19 protein-coding genes are annotated in these 18,388 nt (G+C 70.9%); 9 read left to right on the top strand and 10 right to left on the bottom strand.

All coding sequences use genetic code 11. From position 1 onward, the window contains the following. Window positions 1-27: 27 nt before the first annotated feature. Together ACZ5J1_RS18775 and ACZ5J1_RS18780 are read right to left on the bottom strand one after the other, a co-directional pair. Complete coding sequence (locus ACZ5J1_RS18775) at window positions 28-1,422, bottom strand: sensor histidine kinase (protein WP_464561296.1); 1,395 nt, start codon at window positions 1,420-1,422, stop codon at window positions 28-30. Next, a complete protein-coding gene (locus ACZ5J1_RS18780) occupies window positions 1,419-3,074 on the bottom strand; it encodes an NAD(P)/FAD-dependent oxidoreductase (protein ID WP_464561298.1) in 1,656 nt (551 codons plus the stop codon). Before ACZ5J1_RS18780 ends, ACZ5J1_RS18775 begins: the two co-directional genes overlap by 4 nt. Window positions 3,075-3,174: 100 nt before the next feature. Between ACZ5J1_RS18780 and ACZ5J1_RS18785 the strand changes: the two genes are divergently transcribed. After that, entirely contained in the window at window positions 3,175-3,633 is a 459-nt protein-coding gene (locus ACZ5J1_RS18785) for a PaaI family thioesterase (RefSeq protein WP_464561300.1), read from the top strand. A 12-nt stretch (window positions 3,634-3,645) separates the two neighbouring features. Here ACZ5J1_RS18785 and ACZ5J1_RS18790 read toward each other — a convergent pair whose 3' ends face one another. Beyond that, the gene (locus ACZ5J1_RS18790) at window positions 3,646-3,906 is read right to left on the bottom strand and encodes a TFIIB-type zinc ribbon-containing protein (protein WP_464561302.1); all 261 of its coding nucleotides are present in this window, start codon (window positions 3,904-3,906) and stop codon (window positions 3,646-3,648) included. A 70-nt stretch (window positions 3,907-3,976) separates the two neighbouring features. Here ACZ5J1_RS18790 and ACZ5J1_RS18795 point away from each other — a divergent pair, with 70 nt between their 5' ends. Beyond that, a complete protein-coding gene (locus ACZ5J1_RS18795) occupies window positions 3,977-5,074 on the top strand; it encodes an NAD(P)H-binding protein (RefSeq protein WP_464561304.1) in 1,098 nt (365 codons plus the stop codon). Window positions 5,075-5,154: 80 nt separating this feature from the next. On the opposite strand, the gene ACZ5J1_RS18800 is transcribed toward ACZ5J1_RS18795, so the two are convergent. The 5 genes from ACZ5J1_RS18800 to ACZ5J1_RS18820 are packed head-to-tail and all read right to left on the bottom strand — an operon-like array spanning window position 5,155 to window position 8,182. Next, complete coding sequence (locus ACZ5J1_RS18800) at window positions 5,155-5,472, bottom strand: Dabb family protein (RefSeq protein WP_464561306.1); 318 nt, start codon at window positions 5,470-5,472, stop codon at window positions 5,155-5,157. After that, a complete protein-coding gene (locus ACZ5J1_RS18805; protein WP_464561308.1) occupies window positions 5,472-6,227 on the bottom strand; it encodes a maleate cis-trans isomerase family protein in 756 nt (251 codons plus the stop codon). The genes ACZ5J1_RS18800 and ACZ5J1_RS18805 overlap by 1 nt, the downstream gene beginning before the upstream one ends. 11 nt (window positions 6,228-6,238) lie before the next feature. Beyond that, window positions 6,239-6,478, bottom strand: a complete 240-nt coding sequence (locus tag ACZ5J1_RS18810; protein WP_464561310.1) for a hypothetical protein — start codon at window positions 6,476-6,478, stop codon at window positions 6,239-6,241. A 13-nt stretch (window positions 6,479-6,491) separates the two neighbouring features. Next, entirely contained in the window at window positions 6,492-7,208 is a 717-nt protein-coding gene (locus ACZ5J1_RS18815) for a hypothetical protein (protein WP_464561312.1), read from the bottom strand. A gap of 11 nt (window positions 7,209-7,219) precedes the next feature. Then, a complete protein-coding gene (locus ACZ5J1_RS18820; protein WP_464561314.1) occupies window positions 7,220-8,182 on the bottom strand; it encodes a hydroxymethylglutaryl-CoA lyase in 963 nt (320 codons plus the stop codon). Window positions 8,183-8,237: 55 nt separating this feature from the next. On the opposite strand from ACZ5J1_RS18820, the gene ACZ5J1_RS18825 reads away from it, so the two are divergent. Genes ACZ5J1_RS18825 through ACZ5J1_RS18835 form a run of 3 tightly spaced genes read left to right on the top strand, consistent with a single transcriptional unit; the run spans window position 8,238 to window position 10,712 of the window. Further along, window positions 8,238-9,452 carry a CaiB/BaiF CoA transferase family protein gene (locus ACZ5J1_RS18825; protein WP_464561316.1) on the top strand — a complete coding sequence of 405 codons (1,215 nt, stop codon included), beginning with the start codon at window positions 8,238-8,240 and terminating at the stop codon, window positions 9,450-9,452. 34 nt (window positions 9,453-9,486) lie between these two features. Further along, window positions 9,487-10,128 carry an isochorismatase family protein gene (locus tag ACZ5J1_RS18830; RefSeq protein ID WP_464561318.1) on the top strand — a complete coding sequence of 214 codons (642 nt, stop codon included), beginning with the start codon at window positions 9,487-9,489 and terminating at the stop codon, window positions 10,126-10,128. Next, on the top strand, window positions 10,125-10,712 hold the full coding sequence (locus ACZ5J1_RS18835) for a hypothetical protein (RefSeq protein ID WP_464561320.1): 588 nt from the start codon (window positions 10,125-10,127) through the stop codon (window positions 10,710-10,712). Before ACZ5J1_RS18830 ends, ACZ5J1_RS18835 begins: the two co-directional genes overlap by 4 nt. A 76-nt stretch (window positions 10,713-10,788) precedes the next feature. On the opposite strand, the gene ACZ5J1_RS18840 is transcribed toward ACZ5J1_RS18835, so the two are convergent. Continuing rightward, complete coding sequence (locus tag ACZ5J1_RS18840) at window positions 10,789-12,180, bottom strand: MFS transporter (RefSeq protein ID WP_464561322.1); 1,392 nt, start codon at window positions 12,178-12,180, stop codon at window positions 10,789-10,791. A 78-nt stretch (window positions 12,181-12,258) separates the two neighbouring features. Here ACZ5J1_RS18840 and ACZ5J1_RS18845 point away from each other — a divergent pair, with 78 nt between their 5' ends. After that, a complete protein-coding gene (locus tag ACZ5J1_RS18845) occupies window positions 12,259-13,893 on the top strand; it encodes a nitrilase-related carbon-nitrogen hydrolase (RefSeq protein WP_464561324.1) in 1,635 nt (544 codons plus the stop codon). 23 nt (window positions 13,894-13,916) lie between these two features. Beyond that, on the top strand, window positions 13,917-14,921 hold the full coding sequence (locus tag ACZ5J1_RS18850) for an MDR family NADP-dependent oxidoreductase (protein WP_464561326.1): 1,005 nt from the start codon (window positions 13,917-13,919) through the stop codon (window positions 14,919-14,921). An 11-nt stretch (window positions 14,922-14,932) separates the two neighbouring features. Here the strand turns inward: ACZ5J1_RS18850 and ACZ5J1_RS18855 are convergent, their stop codons facing one another. Continuing rightward, on the bottom strand, window positions 14,933-15,643 hold the full coding sequence (locus tag ACZ5J1_RS18855; RefSeq protein ID WP_464561328.1) for a GntR family transcriptional regulator: 711 nt from the start codon (window positions 15,641-15,643) through the stop codon (window positions 14,933-14,935). Between the two features lie 163 nt (window positions 15,644-15,806). Here ACZ5J1_RS18855 and ACZ5J1_RS18860 point away from each other — a divergent pair, with 163 nt between their 5' ends. After that, on the top strand, window positions 15,807-17,057 hold the full coding sequence (locus ACZ5J1_RS18860; RefSeq protein WP_464561330.1) for a flavin reductase: 1,251 nt from the start codon (window positions 15,807-15,809) through the stop codon (window positions 17,055-17,057). Further along, window positions 17,054-18,385, top strand: a complete 1,332-nt coding sequence (locus ACZ5J1_RS18865; RefSeq protein ID WP_464561332.1) for an acyl-CoA dehydrogenase family protein — start codon at window positions 17,054-17,056, stop codon at window positions 18,383-18,385. The genes ACZ5J1_RS18860 and ACZ5J1_RS18865 overlap by 4 nt, the downstream gene beginning before the upstream one ends. Window positions 18,386-18,388 lie beyond the last annotated feature (3 nt).

The raw sequence follows: 18,388 nt of genomic DNA on the forward strand, positions 1-18,388 counted from the left end.
CCATCGCGGCACTGTGGTCCGCCAGGGTCAGGACTGGGGTTCCACCGGAAGCGTGACCCGCATCGTCGTGCCGCTCTCCGTCGGCAGCGCCTCGATCGTGCCGTCGTGACGCTCGACGACGATGCGACGGGCGATGTCGAGGCCGAGCCCCGTCCCCTGGCCGACGTCCTTGGTCGTGAAGAAGGGTTCGAAGGCCCGTTCCGCGACCTCGGCCGACATCCCGGTCCCGGTGTCGACCACCTCCACCACGACCGCGGTGCCGTCCCCGGTGGTCCGGGTCGACAGGGTCAGCCGTCCGGTGCCCGCCATCGCGTCGACGGCGTTGGTGATCAGGTTGGTCCAGACCTGGTTGAGCTCGCCGGGGTAGGCGTCGATCTCCACGGTGCTGGTGAACTCGCGGACCACGTCGACGTCGCGCAGCCGGTGTCCGAGCATCGTCACGGTGCTCTCCAGGCCCTCGTGGAGGTCGGTCCGCTGCCGGGAGGCGCGGTCGAGCTGGGAGTAGGAGCGCACCGACGCCACCAGCTCCGAGATCCGCCGCGTCGACTCGCGGGTGCGTGCGAGGTTCACCTGGGCCGACAACGTGGCCGCGACCCAGTCCAGTCCGGGGCCGAGCGCCTCACCGAGCACCTCGGCGGCACGGTCGCACCAGGGCAGGTCGATCCCCGAGGCGGCGAAGATCGAGGCCGTGCGGCGAGCTCCGCCGATCCCTCGGGCCGACAGCCACCGACTCAGCTCGTCCTCGCGGTCGGCGAGCACCAGCGGGTCGTGGGGTGGCGGGACGGCGGCGGCGACCTGCCGCAGCTCGTCGAGGGCGGCGAACTGGGCGGCACTGATGTCGTCGCCGGCGAGCCTGCTCAGCGCCCCGAGGAGACCGTCGCAGGCCTCCGCGAGGGCGTCCGTCGACCGGACCGCCGCGGCCGCAGGGTTGTTGAGCTCGTGTGCCAGGCCCGCCGCCATCGTCCCGAGGGTGACCAGGGCGTCGCGCTGACGCGCGGTCGACTCCACGCTCCGTGCGGTGTGGTAGAGCCCGCGGACCAGGTGGCCACCCAGCGGGGACAAGGTGTCGAGCAGGGACCGGAGGTCGTCGGCGGCCAGCCGCAGAGCACGTCCGGGTACGACGCCTCGGCCGGTCGCCAGGTAGACGCCGCTGGCGTCCCAGCCGCGGAAGCCACCGGCCCACCGACCCGGCTCGTCCATCCGAGCCACCTCGACGTCCTCGCGGCCGACCCGGCGCGAGAGAGCGACGACCCCGTCCATCAGGACCCACCAGTGGTCGGCGTGGGTTCCTTCGGTGAACAGCACGTCCCCGGCGGTGAAGCGGACCTCCTCGGACCGGGAGGTGATCTCGCCGAGCTGGTCCGCGGTCAGCCCGTCGAAGAGCGGGATCGCGGCCAGGTCGGCCGCGTCGATCGCGCTCACAGCGACGCCAGGTAGCGGTGGACGAGAGCGATCGCCATCGCACCGTCTCCGACGGCAGCGGCCACCCGTTTCATCGACTCCGAGCGCACGTCACCCGCGGCGAAGACGCCGGGGAGGCTGGTCTCCAACGGAGCCGGCGGTCGCTCCAGGGTCCAGCTGACGGTCTCGGTCCGGGCCAGGTCGGGGCCGGTGAGGACGAACCCGTGCCCGTCGCGGGTGACCGTCTCCCCGAGCCAGTCGGTCCGGGGCGAGGCTCCGATGAAGGCGAAGAGCCACGGCGCCTCGACCTCCTCGGTCGCGCCACTGGCCCGGTCGCGCAGGCTGATCCTCTCGAGGTGGTCCTCCCCGGCGACGGCGGCGACCTCGGCCCCCAGCCGCACCGTGACGTTGGGCGTGGCCTCGATCCGGTCCACCAGGTACTGCGACATGCCGGCGCGGAGGTCCGTGCCGCGGACCACCATCACCACCCGGGTCGCGTGCCGGGCCAGGTTGAGCACCGCCTGCCCGGCGGAGTTGGCTCCGCCGACGACGTACACCACGTCACCCGTGCACTGGGCTGCCTCGCTCGCGGTGGCGCCGTAGTAGACGCCACGCCCCTGGAGCCGGTCGGCACCGTCGGCCTCCAGCCGGCGGTAGGAGACGCCGCTGGCCACCACGACGGCCCGGGCCTCGACCGCGGTGCCGCCCTCGAGGATCACCGCACGGACCGGGCCGCGCTGCTCCAGGCCGACCACGTCGCGGGCGAGCACCATCTCCGCGCCGAAACGGGCGACCTGGGCGATCGCGCGCTGGGCGAGGTCGGCCCCGCTCAGCCCGCGGGGGAAGCCGAGGTAGTTCTCGATCGCGGCGCTCTGTCCGGCCTGACCTCCGGGGGCACGACCCTCCACGACGACCGTGTTCAGTCCCTCGGAGGCCGCGTAGACGGCGGCCGCCAGTCCGGCCGGTCCGCCGCCGACGATGCAGACGTCGTAGAGCGGCTGGCTCGCGGCGGTGTGCAGGTCGAGCGCGGTGGCGACCTCGGTGATCGTCGGTGACCGGAGAGGTTCCGCCCCGGGCGGCAGCACGAGCGGCAGGTCGTCCGGATCACCTCCGGCGCTGGCGTGCAGCCGGGCGCCCTCCTCGTCCCGCTCGACGTCGAGCCAGGTGTACGGGACGTGGTTCCGGGCGAGGAAGTCCTTCACCGCGTGCGCGCGGTCCGACCAGCGGTGACCCACCACCCGCAGGGCCGGCGCAGGATCGGGGTGCGCGCGGCGCCAGTCGTCGAGCAGGTCGTCGACCACGGGGAAGAGCCGTTCGGCCGGAGGGTCCCACGGCTTGAGCAGGTAGTGGTCCAGCCCGATCTCGTTGATCGCGGCGATCGCCACGTCCGTGTCGGCGTACGCCGTCAGCAGCAGGGTCTTCGCCTCCGGTGCGTGCTCGCGGGAACGGGCGAGCAGCTCGGTCCCCGTCATCACCGGCATCCGCTGGTCGGTGACGATGAGCGCCACCGGATCACCGCGGAGCGCGAGCGAGGCCAGCAGTGCCAGGGCCTCCTCGCCGGAGGTCGTCCCGATCACGCGGTAGTCCTCGCCGTAGCGGTCCTTGAGGTCCCAGGTGATCGCGTCGGCGACCTGCCGGTCGTCGTCGACCGTGAGGATGGTGGGTCTGACCATGGCCGTCCTTCGTCGGGGCAAGCGGCTCCCCACTGCGCCGACATGCCGTGATCCCAGCGCGGTCAGCCTAGCCGCCGACGGCCCTTCGTAGGCTGGACGGATGAACGCGGACAGCGCGCTGCAGGACCGCTACTTCCCCGACCTTCCGTGCTTCGGCTGCGGCCCCTCGAACGCCGACGGGCTGCAGCTGAAGAGCTTCGACGCGGGCGACGGCCTGGTCGTCGCCGAGTTCGCGCCGTGGCCCCAGCACGACAACGGGCTGGGCTTCCTCAACGGCGGCATCATCGCCACCCTGCTGGACTGCCACTCGGCGGCCGCCGTCACGCACGCGGCGTACGAGCGCGGCTGGCCGCCGCTGCCCGGTGCGGCCCTGCCCTACGTCACCGCGGGTCTGGACGTGACCTACCTGCGGCCAGCGCCGCTGGACCGGACGATCACGTTGGGCGGCCGGGTGCGGGAGGCGTCGGAGGCCGAGATGCTCGCCGACGTGTGGATCGAGTGGGACGGCAAGGAGCGCAGCCGAGCCACCGCGCTGTGGAAGCGCTGGCGACCCCGCTGAACCTTGGACCGGTCAGTCGAAGAGCTCGGAGAGCCAGCTCTCCCGCTTCTTCTTGTACGGCTGCTGCTGGTACTGCTGGTTGTACTGCTGCTGCGGCTGCTGTCGCGGCTGGCTCGGCGCCGGAGCCGGCGCAGGAGCGCCCACCGAGCGCTCGATGATCTTGTCCAGCTCGCCCCGGTCGAGCCAGACGCCGCGGCACTCGGGGCAGTAGTCGATCTCGATGCCGCTGCGCTCGCTCATCACCAGCAGGGCTCCGTCGGTCGGACACTTCATGTTCTGCTCAACGGCCGGAGTCGTGGTGGAGTTCCTCCCCATTTCGTCGAAGAAGATATATGATCTACGCATGGCCTTCAGTACGATCACGAACCTCGACACCCAGGCGGCTCAGGCGCACAGCCACGAGCTGCGCAGCCGCCTGCTGGCGACCGAATCCACCACCTACGTGACCGGTCCGGTCGGCTCCGGCAACGGCGAGCGCGTCCTCGTGCTCGGCGGCACGGGCTACATCGGCCGCGCCCTGGTGCCCGAGCTCGCTCGCCGCGGCTACCGCCCGGTGGTGCTCTCGCGCAGCGCCGAGGTCAAGAACGAGGCGGAGTACGCCGACGCCGAGGTGATCGTCGGTGACGCGACCAAGGCTGCCGACGTGACCGCTGCCGTGGCCGCCGCCCCGACCGCAGTCGTCATCTCCCTGCTGAGCGGCCGCAAGCCCAACGACGCCGAGGACTGCCGCCTCGTCGACCACGAGGCCGTCGTCAACGGGATCAAGGCCGCCGTCGCCAACGACGTCCAGCAGTTCATCCACATCAGCGACTACGGCGTCTACCGCCCCGAGCTGATCCCCCAGGTCTACAAGCTGCAGGTCGAGGGTGAGCTCATCGGCCAGCACCACGGCCCGATGAACTGGACGATCGTCCGCCCGACGGCGTACTTCCCCTACCTCTCGGTCGCCTTCGGTGACGTCAAGCAGGGCCTGCCCTACCGGATCTACGACCACGGTGAGTACAACGTGGTCAACCCGATCGACCGCGGCGACCTCGCCGAGTTCATCGTCAACCAGGTGCTGAACGCCGACTCCTACAGCCGGGTCCTGCCCGTCGGTGGCCCGTGGTCCGAGGACAACCTCGTCACGCTCAAGGACGCCGGCCAGATGATGTTCGACATCAACGGCAAGGCGCCCAACTGGGAAGTCATCACGATGGAGTCGTGGGACAAGAAGATCGCCCGCCTGGGCAAGCTGAGCAAGCTCAGCAAGCAGCTCAAGCCGGTCGTCTTCTACCTCGAGGCCGCGAAGTACTGGTCCGTCGTCGACCACGTCGCCCCGTCCTACGGCAACCGCACCCTGCGCGGCTTCATGGAGAAGCTGAAGGACCGCGAGTTCCCGACCGGCTCCTACCGCGACCGGATGCGCCAGGGCACCAACGCGATGCCGACCGACGTCTGAGTCCGGACCCCCGGTCCACGGACCCAAACAGAGGCGCCCCCAGTCATCGACTGGGGGCGCCTCTGGCGTTCGGTGGTGACTCAGGCGGTGGCGGTCCGCACGGCGGCGTCGTCGTACTGGACGAAGGCCTTCGAGCCCAGGACCGGTTTGATGTGGTCGGTCAGGACCGCGACGTGGGCCGGGTGCTTGCCGTAGGCGCGCCAGGCGTCCTCGGAGACGAAGCGCATGTGGAAGCGCAGCGTGGCGTTGCCGAGGGTCAGGCCGGCGTCGCGGACGACCTCGGCGCTGACCAGGCCGTCGACCTGTCCGGGCAGAGCGAGCAGCCCGTCGACGATCCCGTCGACCTGGCCGTCGGTGACGTCGGCCGACAGGGTGAGGTGTCCGACGTGGTTGAACATCAGTGCAGCTCCATCAGCGAGCCGTAGCCGGCGATCTTGTCCTCGATGCCGTTGACCCGGAAGGCGTGCCACATGGTGGCGAGGTTGATCGCGATCACCGGCTTGCCCAGCTCCTTCTCCAGCTCGGCGGCGACGGCGATGCACTCCAGGTTGGTGCCGCACTGGATGAGTGCGTCCACGTCCGGGCCGTCGACGGACAGGAACGCTGCCCGCAGCGCCTCGGGTGTCTCGTCGGCGATCGAGGTCGCCGAGTCGCAGCGCAGACCGGTGATCGCGGCGACGTCGAAACCGAGCTCGGTGAAGTAGGCGACCACCTGCTCGTCGCCGACCGGCTGGTACGGCGTCACGATCCCGATCCGCTTCGCGCCGAACGCCTTCAGCGCCTCGCCGGCAGCGGTGGCGCCGGTGGTCACCTCCAGACCGGTCAGCTCGCGGACGTTGGCCTCGAAGGCCGCGTTGCCCTGGACGCCGCCCCAGAAGGTCTCGGCGGACATGCCCATCACGATGTACTCGGGCTTGCAGGTCATCACGACCTCGAGCGCCTCGGGGAGCGCCTCGTTGAGGCACTCGCGGAACGCGCCGAACGCGTCGGCGCTGTCGAGGGCCGGGGCCTTGATCATGATCCGACCGGTGTGCCAGGAGCAGTCCTGCGGACGGAGGTGGTGGAACTCGCGCTCCACCGACGTGTTCGTCGAGGGCAGGACGAGGGCGAACTTGCGGCCCTTCGTGAGGGTGCTGGTGAGGGTGGCGCTCATGGGATGACCTCTCAGGACAGGGGAAGATCGAGGGACTCGCACCGCCGGCACGTGTGTCGGACGGGGAGCTGGCCGGCCTTCGGCGCGGTCCAGCCGTGGCCCAGGACCCGGCAGCGCAGGGGGAGGGCGACCGGGGCGGCCTGCGGCACTCCCGAGTCGGTCAGCAACCGGCGGACCAGGAAGGCCACGCCGAGACCGGCGATGCTTCCCGCGATGGCGAGGAGCCAGCGCTGGCGGGGCGACGTACTCATCTCAGGGTTCCTCTCAGAAGGCGGTCGAGCCGGGCTTGATCACACCGAGGGCCGCGGCCAGGATGACCATCCCCCAGATGCCGTAGACCCAGGGCTCGCACCGCTTGATCGAGCGCAGGATCGCACTCTCGACGTCCGGGGTCGAGCCCTGCGTGACGAGGTGGCCGAAGGCCGGACCGAAGGGGAGCAGCGCGCGCCGGATCATCACGCCGGAGAAGATGCACAGGCCGTAGACCAGGACCTTGGCACCCAGCCACTTCGGGTTGGTGGTGACGCCGAACGGGTCGGTCGCGATCATCGTGTACAGGCCGGCGACGGCCAGGCCGGCCGAGAGGCCGTAGCGGACCAGCAGGTCGGCGCGCTGGGAGAACCGGGCCATCGGGGTGTTCCCGCCGCGGTAGTCGATCAGCGAGATCGTGAGCCAGGTCAGCCCGGCCACCCAGACCAGGAACAGTAGCCAGCCGTGCACGAAGAACTTGTCGCCGAGCGGACCCCACGCCATCAGCGTGATGCCGCTGGGCAGGAACAGCACGAGCGAGATCCGGGGAGCGATGTCGACCCCGTGCATGATCTTGGTCGAGACCGCTCGCGCCTCGGGTCCGAGGTCGGACTTCAGGATGTAGCGGCTGGCGTAGTAGACGCCGACGTCCCCGCCCAGCCAGTAGGCGAACAGGATGATGTGCAGGAGCACCGCGAAGGCATGGCCGTTGAAGCCGTGAACCGCTTCCATCACAGGACCTTTCAGCGTGCCGCGGCGGCGGCGACGGGCGGGAACCAGCCCGCGCGGGCGAGGTGGGCGGGAGCCTGGTGCAGACCGAGCTCCTCGGAGATCCAGACGCCGGTCTGGGCCAGCGACATCGCGTCGGCCCCGTGGGCCATCTCGATGCCGTCGGAGTTCTGCAGGATGTAGAGCAGGTCCTCGGTCGCGATGTTGCCGGTCGCGCCGGGGGAGAACGGGCAGCCACCGATGCCGCCGACCGAGGAGTCCAGCGCGGTGACGCCGGAGGCGATCGCGGCGACCGCGTTGGCGTAGCCGGTGTTGCGGGTGTTGTGGAAGTGCGCGCGCAGCGGGAGGTCGGCGTCGAGGGCGCGCAGGCCGCTGATCAGCTTCGTCACGTGGGTGGGGACGCCGACGCCGATGGTGTCGGCCACGCCGAGCTCGTCGGGGCCGGCCGCGAGGCAGGCCTTGGCGACCTCGATCACGCGCTCGACCGGGACGGCTCCGTCGAACGGGCAGCCGAAGGCGGCAGCCAGCAGCACGGTGGTCTTGAGGCCTGCTTCCTTGGCGGCGGCGGCGGTCTCCAGCCAGGCGGCGACCTGGGCCTGGGTGTCGACACCCTGGTTCTTGATCGCCAGGCCGTCACTGGCGACGACGACGACGGTGACCTCGTCACAGCCGCCGGCGATGGCGCGGTCCAGGCCGCGACGGTTGAGCACGAGTCCGATCTTGGACAGGTCCGGGACGTCGCGCAGTCCGGCGAGCACGTCCTCGGCGTCAGCCATCTGCGGCACCAGGTCGGGGCGAGCGAAGGCGGTCACCTCGACCCGTCGCAGACCCGCGTCCACGCTGCGGCGGACCAGCTCGATCTTGGTCTCCGTGGGAAGCAGGCGCTTCTCGTTCTGAAGGCCGTCGCGGGGCGAGACCTCGACGATCTCCACTGCCGCGGTTGCGGCGATGCTGGTCGCTGGGGCTGGTGCGTTCACTGTCCACTCCTTGATGTCGCTGACAAGAGAAGTATATCGAATATATGATTCCCTCATGAACGATTCGCACAGTGCAGGTGGGGCGCTCGCTGGCGTCCGGGTTATCGAGGCTGGCCAGCTCTTGGCCGGCCCCTTCTGCGGCACGCTGATGGGTGACCAGGGCGCCGACGTGATCAAGGTCGAGCCGCCCAAGGTCGGCGACCCGATGCGTCAGTGGGGCCGCGAGAAGGTCGACGGGTCCTACCTGTGGTGGCCGGTCGTCGGGCGCAACAAGCGCTCGGTGACGCTCAACCTGCGCGAGGCCGAGGGCCAGGCGATGTTCCTCGAGCTGGTCAAGGACGCCGACATCGTCGTGGAGAACTTCCGTCCCGGCACGATGGAGAAGTGGGGCCTCTCGTACGAGAAGCTCAAGGAGGTCAACCCGGGCATCATCATGGTCCGGGTCAGCGGCTACGGCCAGACCGGCCCGTACTCCTCCCGCGCCGGCTACGGCTCCATCGGCGAGGCCATGGGCGGTATCCGCTACACCACCGGCGACCCCGACCGGCAGCCCTCGCGCACCGGCATCTCGATCGGTGACTCGCTCGCCGCGATGCACGCCACCGTCGGAGCGCTCGCTGCCCTGCACCACCGCGACGTCACCGGCGAGGGCCAGGTCGTCGACAGCGCGATCTACGAAGCCGTGCTCGCGATGATGGAGAGCCTCGTCACCGAGTGGGACGTCCAGGGCTACCAGCGTGAGCGCACCGGCGCCGTGCTGCCCAACATCGCACCCAGCAACGTCTACCCGACCGCGGACGACCAGCTCGTCCTGATCGCGGCCAACCAGAACTCGGTCTTCTCCCGACTCGCCGAGCTGATGGGTGAGCCCGAGCTGGCCGCCCCCGGCTCGAAGTACGCCGGTCACGCCGAGCGCGGCCAGCGCCAGGAGGAGCTCGACGACTACATCGCGCTCTGGACGGCCAAGCACAACGCCGACGACCTGCTCGAGATGATGCACGAGGGTGGGGTCCCGGCCGGCCGGATCTACCGTCCCAAGGACATGCTCGTCGACCCGCACTTCGAGGCCCGCGAGGCCATCGTCCGCGTCCCGGACGACCAGTTCGGCTCGCTCGCCATGCAGAACGTCGTGCCGAAGATGTCGGGCACCCCCGGCTCGATCCGGTGGACCGGCGCCAAGCTCGGGGAGCACAACGAGGACGTCTACGGCAACATCCTCGGTATCGACGCCGACCAGCGCGCGGACCTCGAGGCCCGCGGAATCATCTGAGTCGAAGTCACTAGAAGGGGATCGGGACGCACTGATGAGTACGGACGCACGCTCGGACGACTACGCCGCCGTCGGATTCCGCGGTCGGATCGGCCCCGGTACGGCGCCCGCCGTGATCGTGGTCGACGTCTGCCGTGCCTACCTCGAGGACGGGCCGTTCAGCGATGACGGTGGCCGCTTCGAGGATGCCCGCGCCAGCGCTGACCGGGTGGTCGAGGCCGCCCGGTCGGCGGGCGTCCCGGTCATCTTCACCCGGGTCGTCCTGGCGCCGGGTGGCGCCGACGGTGGGTGGTTCGCGGTCAAGGTGCCGGGGCTGACCTGCTTCGAGGAGGGCTCGCCCTTCATCGACTTCCCCGAGTCCCCGGCCCCGGTCGAGGGCGACGTGATCGTCACCAAGCAGTACGCCTCGGCGTTCTTCGGCACCACGTTGGCCTCGACCCTGCGCGCCCGCGGCATCGACACCGCGGTCGTGCTCGGCTTCTCCACCAGCGGCTGCGTCCGGGCCACCGCGCTCGACGCGCTGCAGAACGGCTTCCGCCCGCTCGTGGTGGCCGAGGCCTGCGGTGACCGCGAGCTCGCCACCCACGAGCAGAACCTCTTCGACCTCGACTCCAAGTACGCCGACGTGATGGGCGAGGCCGAGATCATCGACTACTTCCGAGGAGTGACCCTGTGAGCACCGTCCTGACCGTGGACCTCACCAGTCCTGACCTGACCTGGACCGAGCACCAGATCGCCGGTGCCGAGAAGCCGGCCCGGATCGCGATGCTGCGCGCCGACGCCGAGCGCGGCACCCGCACCGTCGTCGTCCAGTTCGCCGACGGGTGGACCCGGGACGCGGTCGGCAACCAGCCGGCCGGCGAGGAGATGGTCGTCATCTCCGGCGCCCTCAGCATCAGCGGCAAGACCGTGGGCGTCGGCGAGATGCTCATCGTCGAGCCGCACGCCACCCGCTCGGCGACGTCGACCCTGGACGGCACCGCCGCCGTGGTCTTCTTCTCGGGAGCCGGCGGCGGTTGGGCCGACGGTGAGGCCGACAACGCCGGCGCCATGGAGCTGCTCCAGGTCGAGCCCGGCGTCACCCGTGGCGCGCGCCCCGGCCTGGTCGGTGAGGTGAAGGTCCTCGCCGAGGCCGCCGGTGCCACGTTCGACGTGGACGCCGACGTCTACTTCACCGAGGCGCAGACCTGGTCGTTCGTCCCGGCCGGAACCGCCGCCCCGGACCTGTCCGGCACCGCGGTGGTCCACACCTGGGGCTGATCCCGCACACGCAGAAGACCCGCCCTCCGAACTCGGAGGGCGGGTCTTCTGCGTGCGGGGGTTCGGGGAGCGGTGCTCAGTCCTCGAGGGCTGCTCGGGCGTCCTCGGGGTAGTGCTTGAAGGTGCGGGTCAGCAGGGCGATCGCGCCGAAGAGCGGCGGCACCAGGAACAGCAGGGCGATCCGCAGCGAGCCCAGCGCGTCGGAGAGCAGACCGATGGCCAGCGGACCGGCGGCGCCGCCGAGGGTCGTGACCAGCTGGAGCATCGCGAAGCCGACGCCGCGGCGGCTGGCGGGAACGACATCGGCCGAGGCGGCGGTCAGGTTGGGGATCGCGCCGGCGAAACCGACGCAGGCCAGCGTGATCAGGGTGAGCCGGATCGGCAGCCCGGAGAGCAGCACCGCGCCGGTCAGGGAGAACGCGCCGAGGGCGAGGAAGCCGACCCCGACCCGCAGCCGCCAGGCCGGTCGGTCGGCGTGGTGCTTGTCGCCCAGGCGGCCGCCCAGGATGATGCCGATCACGATGCCGGTGCCGCCGACACCGCCGGCCAGACCGGCCGCGGCGTCGTAGTCCAGACCCTCGGTCCGCTCCAGGAACGTCGGCAACCAGTAGAACAGCCCGCCGAGGCCGAGGTAGAGCAGCGAGAGCCCGCCGATCACGCCGGCCAGCGAGCGGATCCGCAGCACGTTGCGGGCATCGGCGAACATCGAGGTCGAGATCGTGGTGGCGTGCGAGGTGTCCACGGCATCAGCGGCCGTGGCGCTTCCCGCGCGGGTGGCCCGGTCGATCCGGTCGCCCAGTCCCCGCAGCGGCTCCCGCAGCATGAAGACCAGGATCGCGACGAGCACGCCAGGGACCGCGACGACGAGGAACACCGACCGCCATCCCATCGCCGAGGCCAGCACGCCACCGAGGGCGACGCCGACCGGAAGGCCCAGGTAGTAGCCGGCGCGCTCGAATCCGAACGCCTTCCCGCGCGAGCCGGACGGGTAGTAGTCGGCGAGCAGGCTGGAGGCCGGCGGGTTGTAGAGCTGGCCGGCGGCACCGAGCAGGATCCGGCTGGCGAAGAAGAGGGCGAACGTCGTTGCGACCCCGCTGAGCACCGAGCACGCGGCCCAGGTCAGCACGACCAGTCCGACGATGGAGGTACGGCGCCCGCGGTCGGCCAGTCGACCGGCCGGCAGGAGCAGCAGCACGCCGGCGATGGCCGAGGCGGTCGGGATCGCGCCGGCCACGGTGTCACCGAAGTCGAAGTGGTCCTGGATCGCGGGCAGCGCCCCGGCGACGAGGTTGTACTCGACCCGATCGATGAACGCGACGAGTGCGATCACGAGCGCGACCCACCAGCCGAAGGGGGCTGCCTTGGTCGGATCGATGGTCACCGGATCCCGGCCGGCGAAGGCCTCGACGGTGATCAGTCCACCGGGTTCGGGGGAGGTCTCGGATTCGTCTCGGATCGCTTCCGACATCCGGCGTTCTCCTATCGTGGGCAGTGCGTGATGTGCGACACTGGTCTAAGTCGTAGATCATATATGAGAGGTGAAACGATGTCGTCGGTTCGTGTGGCAGCCGTCCAGTACGCAGTGACGGAGGAGGCTGAGGAGAACCTCGCCACCGCCCTGCGGATGATCGATGCGGCGGTCGCCGACGGCGCCCAGGTCGTGGTCCTGCCCGAGTTCTGCAACCACGTCTCCTGGTACGACGACCGGGAGCACGCTCGTCGCAAGGCCGAGACGCTGGACGGCGCGTTCGTCACCGCGCTCGGCGCGAAGGCGGCCGAGCACGGCATCCACCTGATGGCGAACTGCACGCTCGCCCGCGAGGACGGCCGCACCACCGGCAGCAACATCCTCTTCGGCGCCGACGGCGCGATCCTGCTGGTCACCGACAAGCAGGTCCTGATGGGCAGCGAGCGCGACCACCTCGACCCCGCGACCGAACCCTCGCCCGTGATCGAGACCGCCTTCGGGCGGGTCGGCCTCTACTCCTGCATGGACGGCGTGATCAACGAGACCCCGCGGATGCTGGCCGTCCAGGGTGCTCAGATCCTGCTCAACAGCCTCAACTCCTTCGCCCTGGACGAGGCTTCGCTGCACGTCCCGGTCCGCGCGGCCGAGAACAAGGTGTGGGTGGTCGCGGCCAACAAGGTCGGACCGCTCGTGCCCGAGCGCAGCATCGGTTTCGTCGCCGAGCGCGTCGGCGTTCCGGTCGACCGGCTGCACGGCGCCGGCGAGGCCCAGATCGTGGCGCCGGACGGCACCGTGGTCGCGATCGGCCCCCGCACCGGTGAGGCGGTCGTGATCGCCGACATCGAGATCGACGCCGCCGACGACAAGACCCGCCCCGACGGCACCGACGTGATGGCCGCCCGCCGCCCCGAGCTGTACGGCGCCCTGGTGGCTGAGCCCCGCGGACGCCAGCGCGCCGCTGGGGCCGACGAGCTCCGCGCCGCGGTGCTCGCCCCGTCCGTCGACGCCGACGTGCTGGCGCTCGTCGCCGAGGCCGTCGCCCACGGCGCCGAGCTGGTGGTGCTTCCCGAGCTGGCCGGGCCGTCCGTCGAGGCGCTCACCGCGGTGCTGACCGGCTCGACCGCGACCGTCGTCACCAGCGTCGCCGTCGGCGCCGCGCACCACGGCCTGGCGATCACCGCCGGCGGTGTCGTGCTCACCCAGCGACAGCTGCACGCCGCCGGTCGTCACCCGTGGGCGACCGATCTCGGTGACGGCCTCGCCGTGGTCGACCTGCCGTGGGGCCGTCTCGCGGTGATCGTCGGCGACGACGCGCTCTACCCCGAGACGTTCCGCCTCGCCGCGCTCCAGGACGCCGACGTGGTCGCCGTGCCGTTCGTGACGCAGGAGGCCCGCGACCTCGACCTGCTCCTGCTCGAGCGCGCCGCCGAGAACCGACTCAACCTGGCCGCGGCCAGCCGTCCCGGCGCCCACGGTGCCGGCGTGCTGGTCCCGCTCTCGACGGACTTCACCCTGTGGGCACCGGACCGCGCTCCGTTCAGCGGCATCATCAGCCAGCCCGACCCGGTCCTCGCCACCGAGCCGATCACCTACGCCACCCTGCGTCCCGCCTGCGCGGTCAACCGGTTCGTGAGCAAGGGCACCGACCTGGTCGACGGTCGCCCGTGGGACCTCGCGGCCGTCCTGGTCGAGCCGTCGCCGGCCGCGGTCTGAGCACGCACCGCCCCGGTGCAGCGATGAGCGGCGTCGAGGCGGTCGTGCTCGCCCGGATCCCCGTCGGGGTCCCGGTCGCCGAGGACTTCACCCTCACCACCGTGCCCGCCGTCGAGCCGGGGGAGGGCCAGCTGCTGGTCGACGTCGAGACCATCTCGCTCGATCCCTACGTCCGCTCGCTCCTCGGTGGCCCGCACCTGGCGGAGGCTCCGGTCGTGCCCGGCGGGGTCATCCCCGGGCGAGCGGTCGCACGGGTCAGACGTTCCGACGTCGCCTCGCACCCGGTCGGCTCGCTGGTGCTGGCCGAGACCGGCTGGCGCAGGGAAGCGGTCGTCGACGCGGCGAGCGCCGAGCTGCTGGTGCCGGTCCCCGGTGTCCCCGCCTCGGCGAACCTCGGCGCGCTCGGCATGCCGGGTCTGACCGCCGTCGCCGTGATCGAGCGGCACCTGCGACCCGGCCCGGGGGAGACCGTCGTGGTCGGCGCCGCCACCGGCGGTGTCGGATCGGTGACCGGTGCCCTCGCTCGCGCCGCCGGCGCCCGCACCGTCGCGATCGTCGGGAGCGAGGCCAAGCGGGAGGCCGCCCTCGCGCAGGGGTACGACGCCGCGGTGGTGCGCGGCAGTACCGACTGGGCCGACGAGCTGGCCCTTGCGTGTCCCGACCGGATCGACGCCTACCTCCACCTCGGCGACCAGGACACCTTGGACGTGGTGATGGAGCAGCTCGCCGTCGGGGCGCGGGTGAGCCTGTGCGGCCTGATGGACCAGTACAACGGCGCCGCCGCGACGCGACTGCGCGCCGGTGCCGTGATGGCGGCCCGCGCCGAGGTCCACGGGATGGTGGTCTACGACCACCTCGACCTCGCCGCGGAGAGTCGGGCGCGGGTCGGCGCGTTGGTGGCCAGCGGCGCGCTGCCGTTGACCGAGGAACGCCATCAGGGTCTGGCGTCGGCTCCGGAAGCCTTCGCCGGGCTGATGGCCGGGCGGAACCTGGGCAAGGTGGTCGTCGACCTCGGCGAGGTCAGGTGATCAGCGGCCGCTCAGGCAGGTGCGGCGGCGACCGCGTCGCGCGTCTCGAGCGCGGCCATCAGCGCCGACTCGGTGCTCTCGAGGTGGGAGATCCACGCGGCCCGCAGTCCCTCGCTGTCGCCGGCAACTGCCAGGTCGAGCAGGTGACGGTGCTCGTCGATCCGACGCTCCTGGGTCTCCGGAGCGTGGTCGAGGTCGGCCATCAGCAGGTGCAGGTACCGGTCGGAGGCCTTCCAGAGCACCCGCAGGATGTTGGCGTCGGCCGGGCCGATCTCGTCGAGCAGCATCGCCTCGTGGAAGGCGTGGTGCTTGGCGGCCAGGGCCGCGGGCTCACGCTCGATGCCGACGTACTCGGCCAGCGCCTCCTCGGCGTGGGCGACGCGCTCGGGCGAGATCTTCTTGCCGGCGCGGTAGCAGAGGTCGCCCTCGATCAGCTTGCGCAGGTGGTAGATGTTCGCGAGCTCCTCGGTCGTGACCGTCGCGACCAGGGCCGAACGTCCCGGGCGGAGGCTGATCACGCCTTCGCTCTCGAGGCGACGCAGTGCCTCGCGCACGGGGATGTGGCTGATGTCGAAGCGTTCGCACAGGTCGACGATGGACACCGTCGAACCCGGCGGCAGGTCGCCGTTGAGGATCGCGCGGTGGAGCTCGTCGGTGACGCGGTCCACCAGGGAGTGGTGGGCGATCGGCCTCACGCCGTCGGCATTACTACGTCGACTCATCCGGATCTTCGCCTCGTCCTCTACTACGCGGCACGGAGAGCTCCGGGCCGGTCGGACCAATCATATATTCCGAGACCGCTCGAAGCCGGCAACTTGGGCTACTTGGAGATTTGCGTGCCATCAAAGTCGATATCGTATATTCTCTGTCCCGAGAGGAGGCGACATGATCGACGCCCGAACGTTCCGGGACGTGATGGCCCAATGGCCCAGTGGAGTGACCGTTGTCACGACGCTGGATGCTGATGGAGCCCCGCACGGAATGACGGCCAGCTCGTTCTCGAGTGTCAGCCTGGACCCGCCGTTGGTCTCCATCTGCCTCACGACGACGCTCTACAGCCATGCGCTGATCGCTGACAGCGGTGTCTTCGGGATCAGCATCCTGGCCAAGGACCAGGCCGACGTCGGTCGCCGGTTCGCCGGGATGGAGCCTGGAGTGACCGACCGGTTCGCGGGCGAGCCCTGGACCACCGCGGCCACCGGCGTGCCGTTGCTCGAGTCAGCTCTGGGCTGGGTCGACTGCCGGATCGTGCACACCTACCCCGGCGGGGACCACACCATCTTCGTGGGAGAGGTCCTGGCCGGCAGTGCCGCCGGACGCTCCGCGCCCCTGCTGTTCCACTCGCGCGGGTGGGGTCAGTTCGCCGACGTGCTGCCGCCTGCCGCGGCACTGGCCGACACGGCGGTCCTGGCGCAGCACGCGCGCCCCGACCTCGGCGTCGAGCTGGCCGCGACCGGTGTCCGGGTCCGGGTCGCCGACCTGGCCGCCACGGCTGCCACCGGCACCCTGCCGGCCCTGGCCAGCACGTTGGTCACCGGCCGCGCCGAGGCTGAGGAGGCGCTCGGCGCCGGTGCCACCGTCGTCGAGGTCGAGCTCGACCCGGCCGACCCCGAGCGCATCGCCGCCACCCTGGCCGACTTCGCCGGGATCGAGGACCGCACCGTGGTGCACCTGCGCGGTGCCTTCGAGCCGCACGTCTTCGACCGCGTCCTCGAGGCCGTCGCCTCGGTCTCGACCACGGGTGTGGCCGAGATCGGACTGCGCGACGAAGCTGGCCGAGCGACGCCGCTCCAGGTCCGCCGCCTCCTGCAGGAGGTCGTCGCCCTGGCCCGCCCGGTCCCGGTCCGGCTCGGTCTGCACGACCGCGACCGCCTCGGCCTGGTCAAGGCCCTCACCGCGCTCAAGAGCGGTGTCTGCCACTTCGACGCCACCTTGGCCGGAGTCGACGGCTCGGTCGCGACCGAGGACCTCCTGCGTCTCCTCGAGGAGATGGAGGTCGAGGTCGACATCGACACCGCCGCCCTGCACGACCTGGCCGAGCGTCTGCGTGGGAGCACGCAGTCCGCGGCCGACCCCACCACTGTTTTGTCATCACCGGTGTCTCAGGACGCCACAATCGTAGGAGCCGTTGGATGAGCCAGAAGTTGACCGCAGAGCACTTGCTTCCGGACCTCACTCCCGACGAGCGAGCCAGGATGGAGCGGGTCGAGTCGATCCTGCCCCAGATCGCTGCTGCTGCCGAGGAGGCCGACGAGCTCGGCGCCTTCCCGCCCGGTCACGTCAAGCTCCTCGCGGACTCCGGTCTGCTCGGACTGGTCGTCCCGACCGAGTACGGCGGCCTCGGTGGTGGCCTGCGTGACCTCGCCGCGACGACGTACGCGCTCGGCACGGTCTGCGGCTCGACCGCGCTGGCCTACTTCTTCCACTGCTCGGCCTCCTCGCGCGGCATGCTGCCGCTCGCGGCCGCTGACGCCGGTCTCTACACCGACCCGGCCGAGGAGGCGGAGGTCCGCGCCTTCTCCGAGAAGGTGCTCCGCCGGATGGGTGCCGAGCAGCTGATGCTCGCCAACTTCGCCAGCGAGGCGGTGAAGGCGAGCAACGCCAACGTCCTGATCCTCACCACCGCGACCAAGACCGAGGGCGGCTGGCTGCTCAACGGTGAGAAGTCGTTCGGCTGCCTCTCCGGCACCGCCGACTACTACCTCGTCACCGCTCGCCGCGACGACATCCCGGGCATCGACGGTCTCTCGATCTTCTTCGTCGCCAAGGACTCCGTCGGCTCGCGTCCGCGCACCCACTGGAAGGGGCTCGGCATGCGGGCCTCCGACAACCACGGCCTGGTGCTGGAGAACTGCTTCGTCCCCGACGAGGAGGCGCTCACCGTGCCCGGCGGCTTCACCCGCGCCACCACGATGTCGCGCGGCTCGTGGGTCGGCAACCAGATCGCCATCGCCGCGATCTACGCCGGTGTCGCCCAGGGTGTGTGGAGCTACGCGATGGAGCGCACGATGACGGCGAAGTTCGCCGACACCGGCAAGCCGATCGCCTCCAGCCCGATGCACCAGGTGCTGATCGGCAACGCCGAGACCTCGCTCGCCGAGGCCCACCTCTGGTTGCGCCGCCAGATCGACCTGGAGGCCAGCGAGCCGCCGATCCTGCCCAAGGAGGACGTGGTCAAGAGCTGGAAGCTCGCCAAGGGCGCCATCTGCGAGCATGCTTTCTCGGTGGCCACCGATGCCCTGAAGATGTGCGGTACGTCGGGCGCGCTGATGGGCAACGTCATCGGCCGCGCGATGCGCGACACGTCGATGGGCCTGGTCCAGGCGTTCCCCGCCGAGCGCGGCAAGCTCGACCTCGCCAAGACCATCGTCGACCAGCAGGGTTGGGCCGGCCTGACCACGCAGGACGTGATGGAGAAGGCTGCCGCCAGCAACGGCGCAGCGACCCCGGCGGCCGCCCGATGACCG

This window comes from Nocardioides sp. JCM 18999, assembly GCF_055391175.1.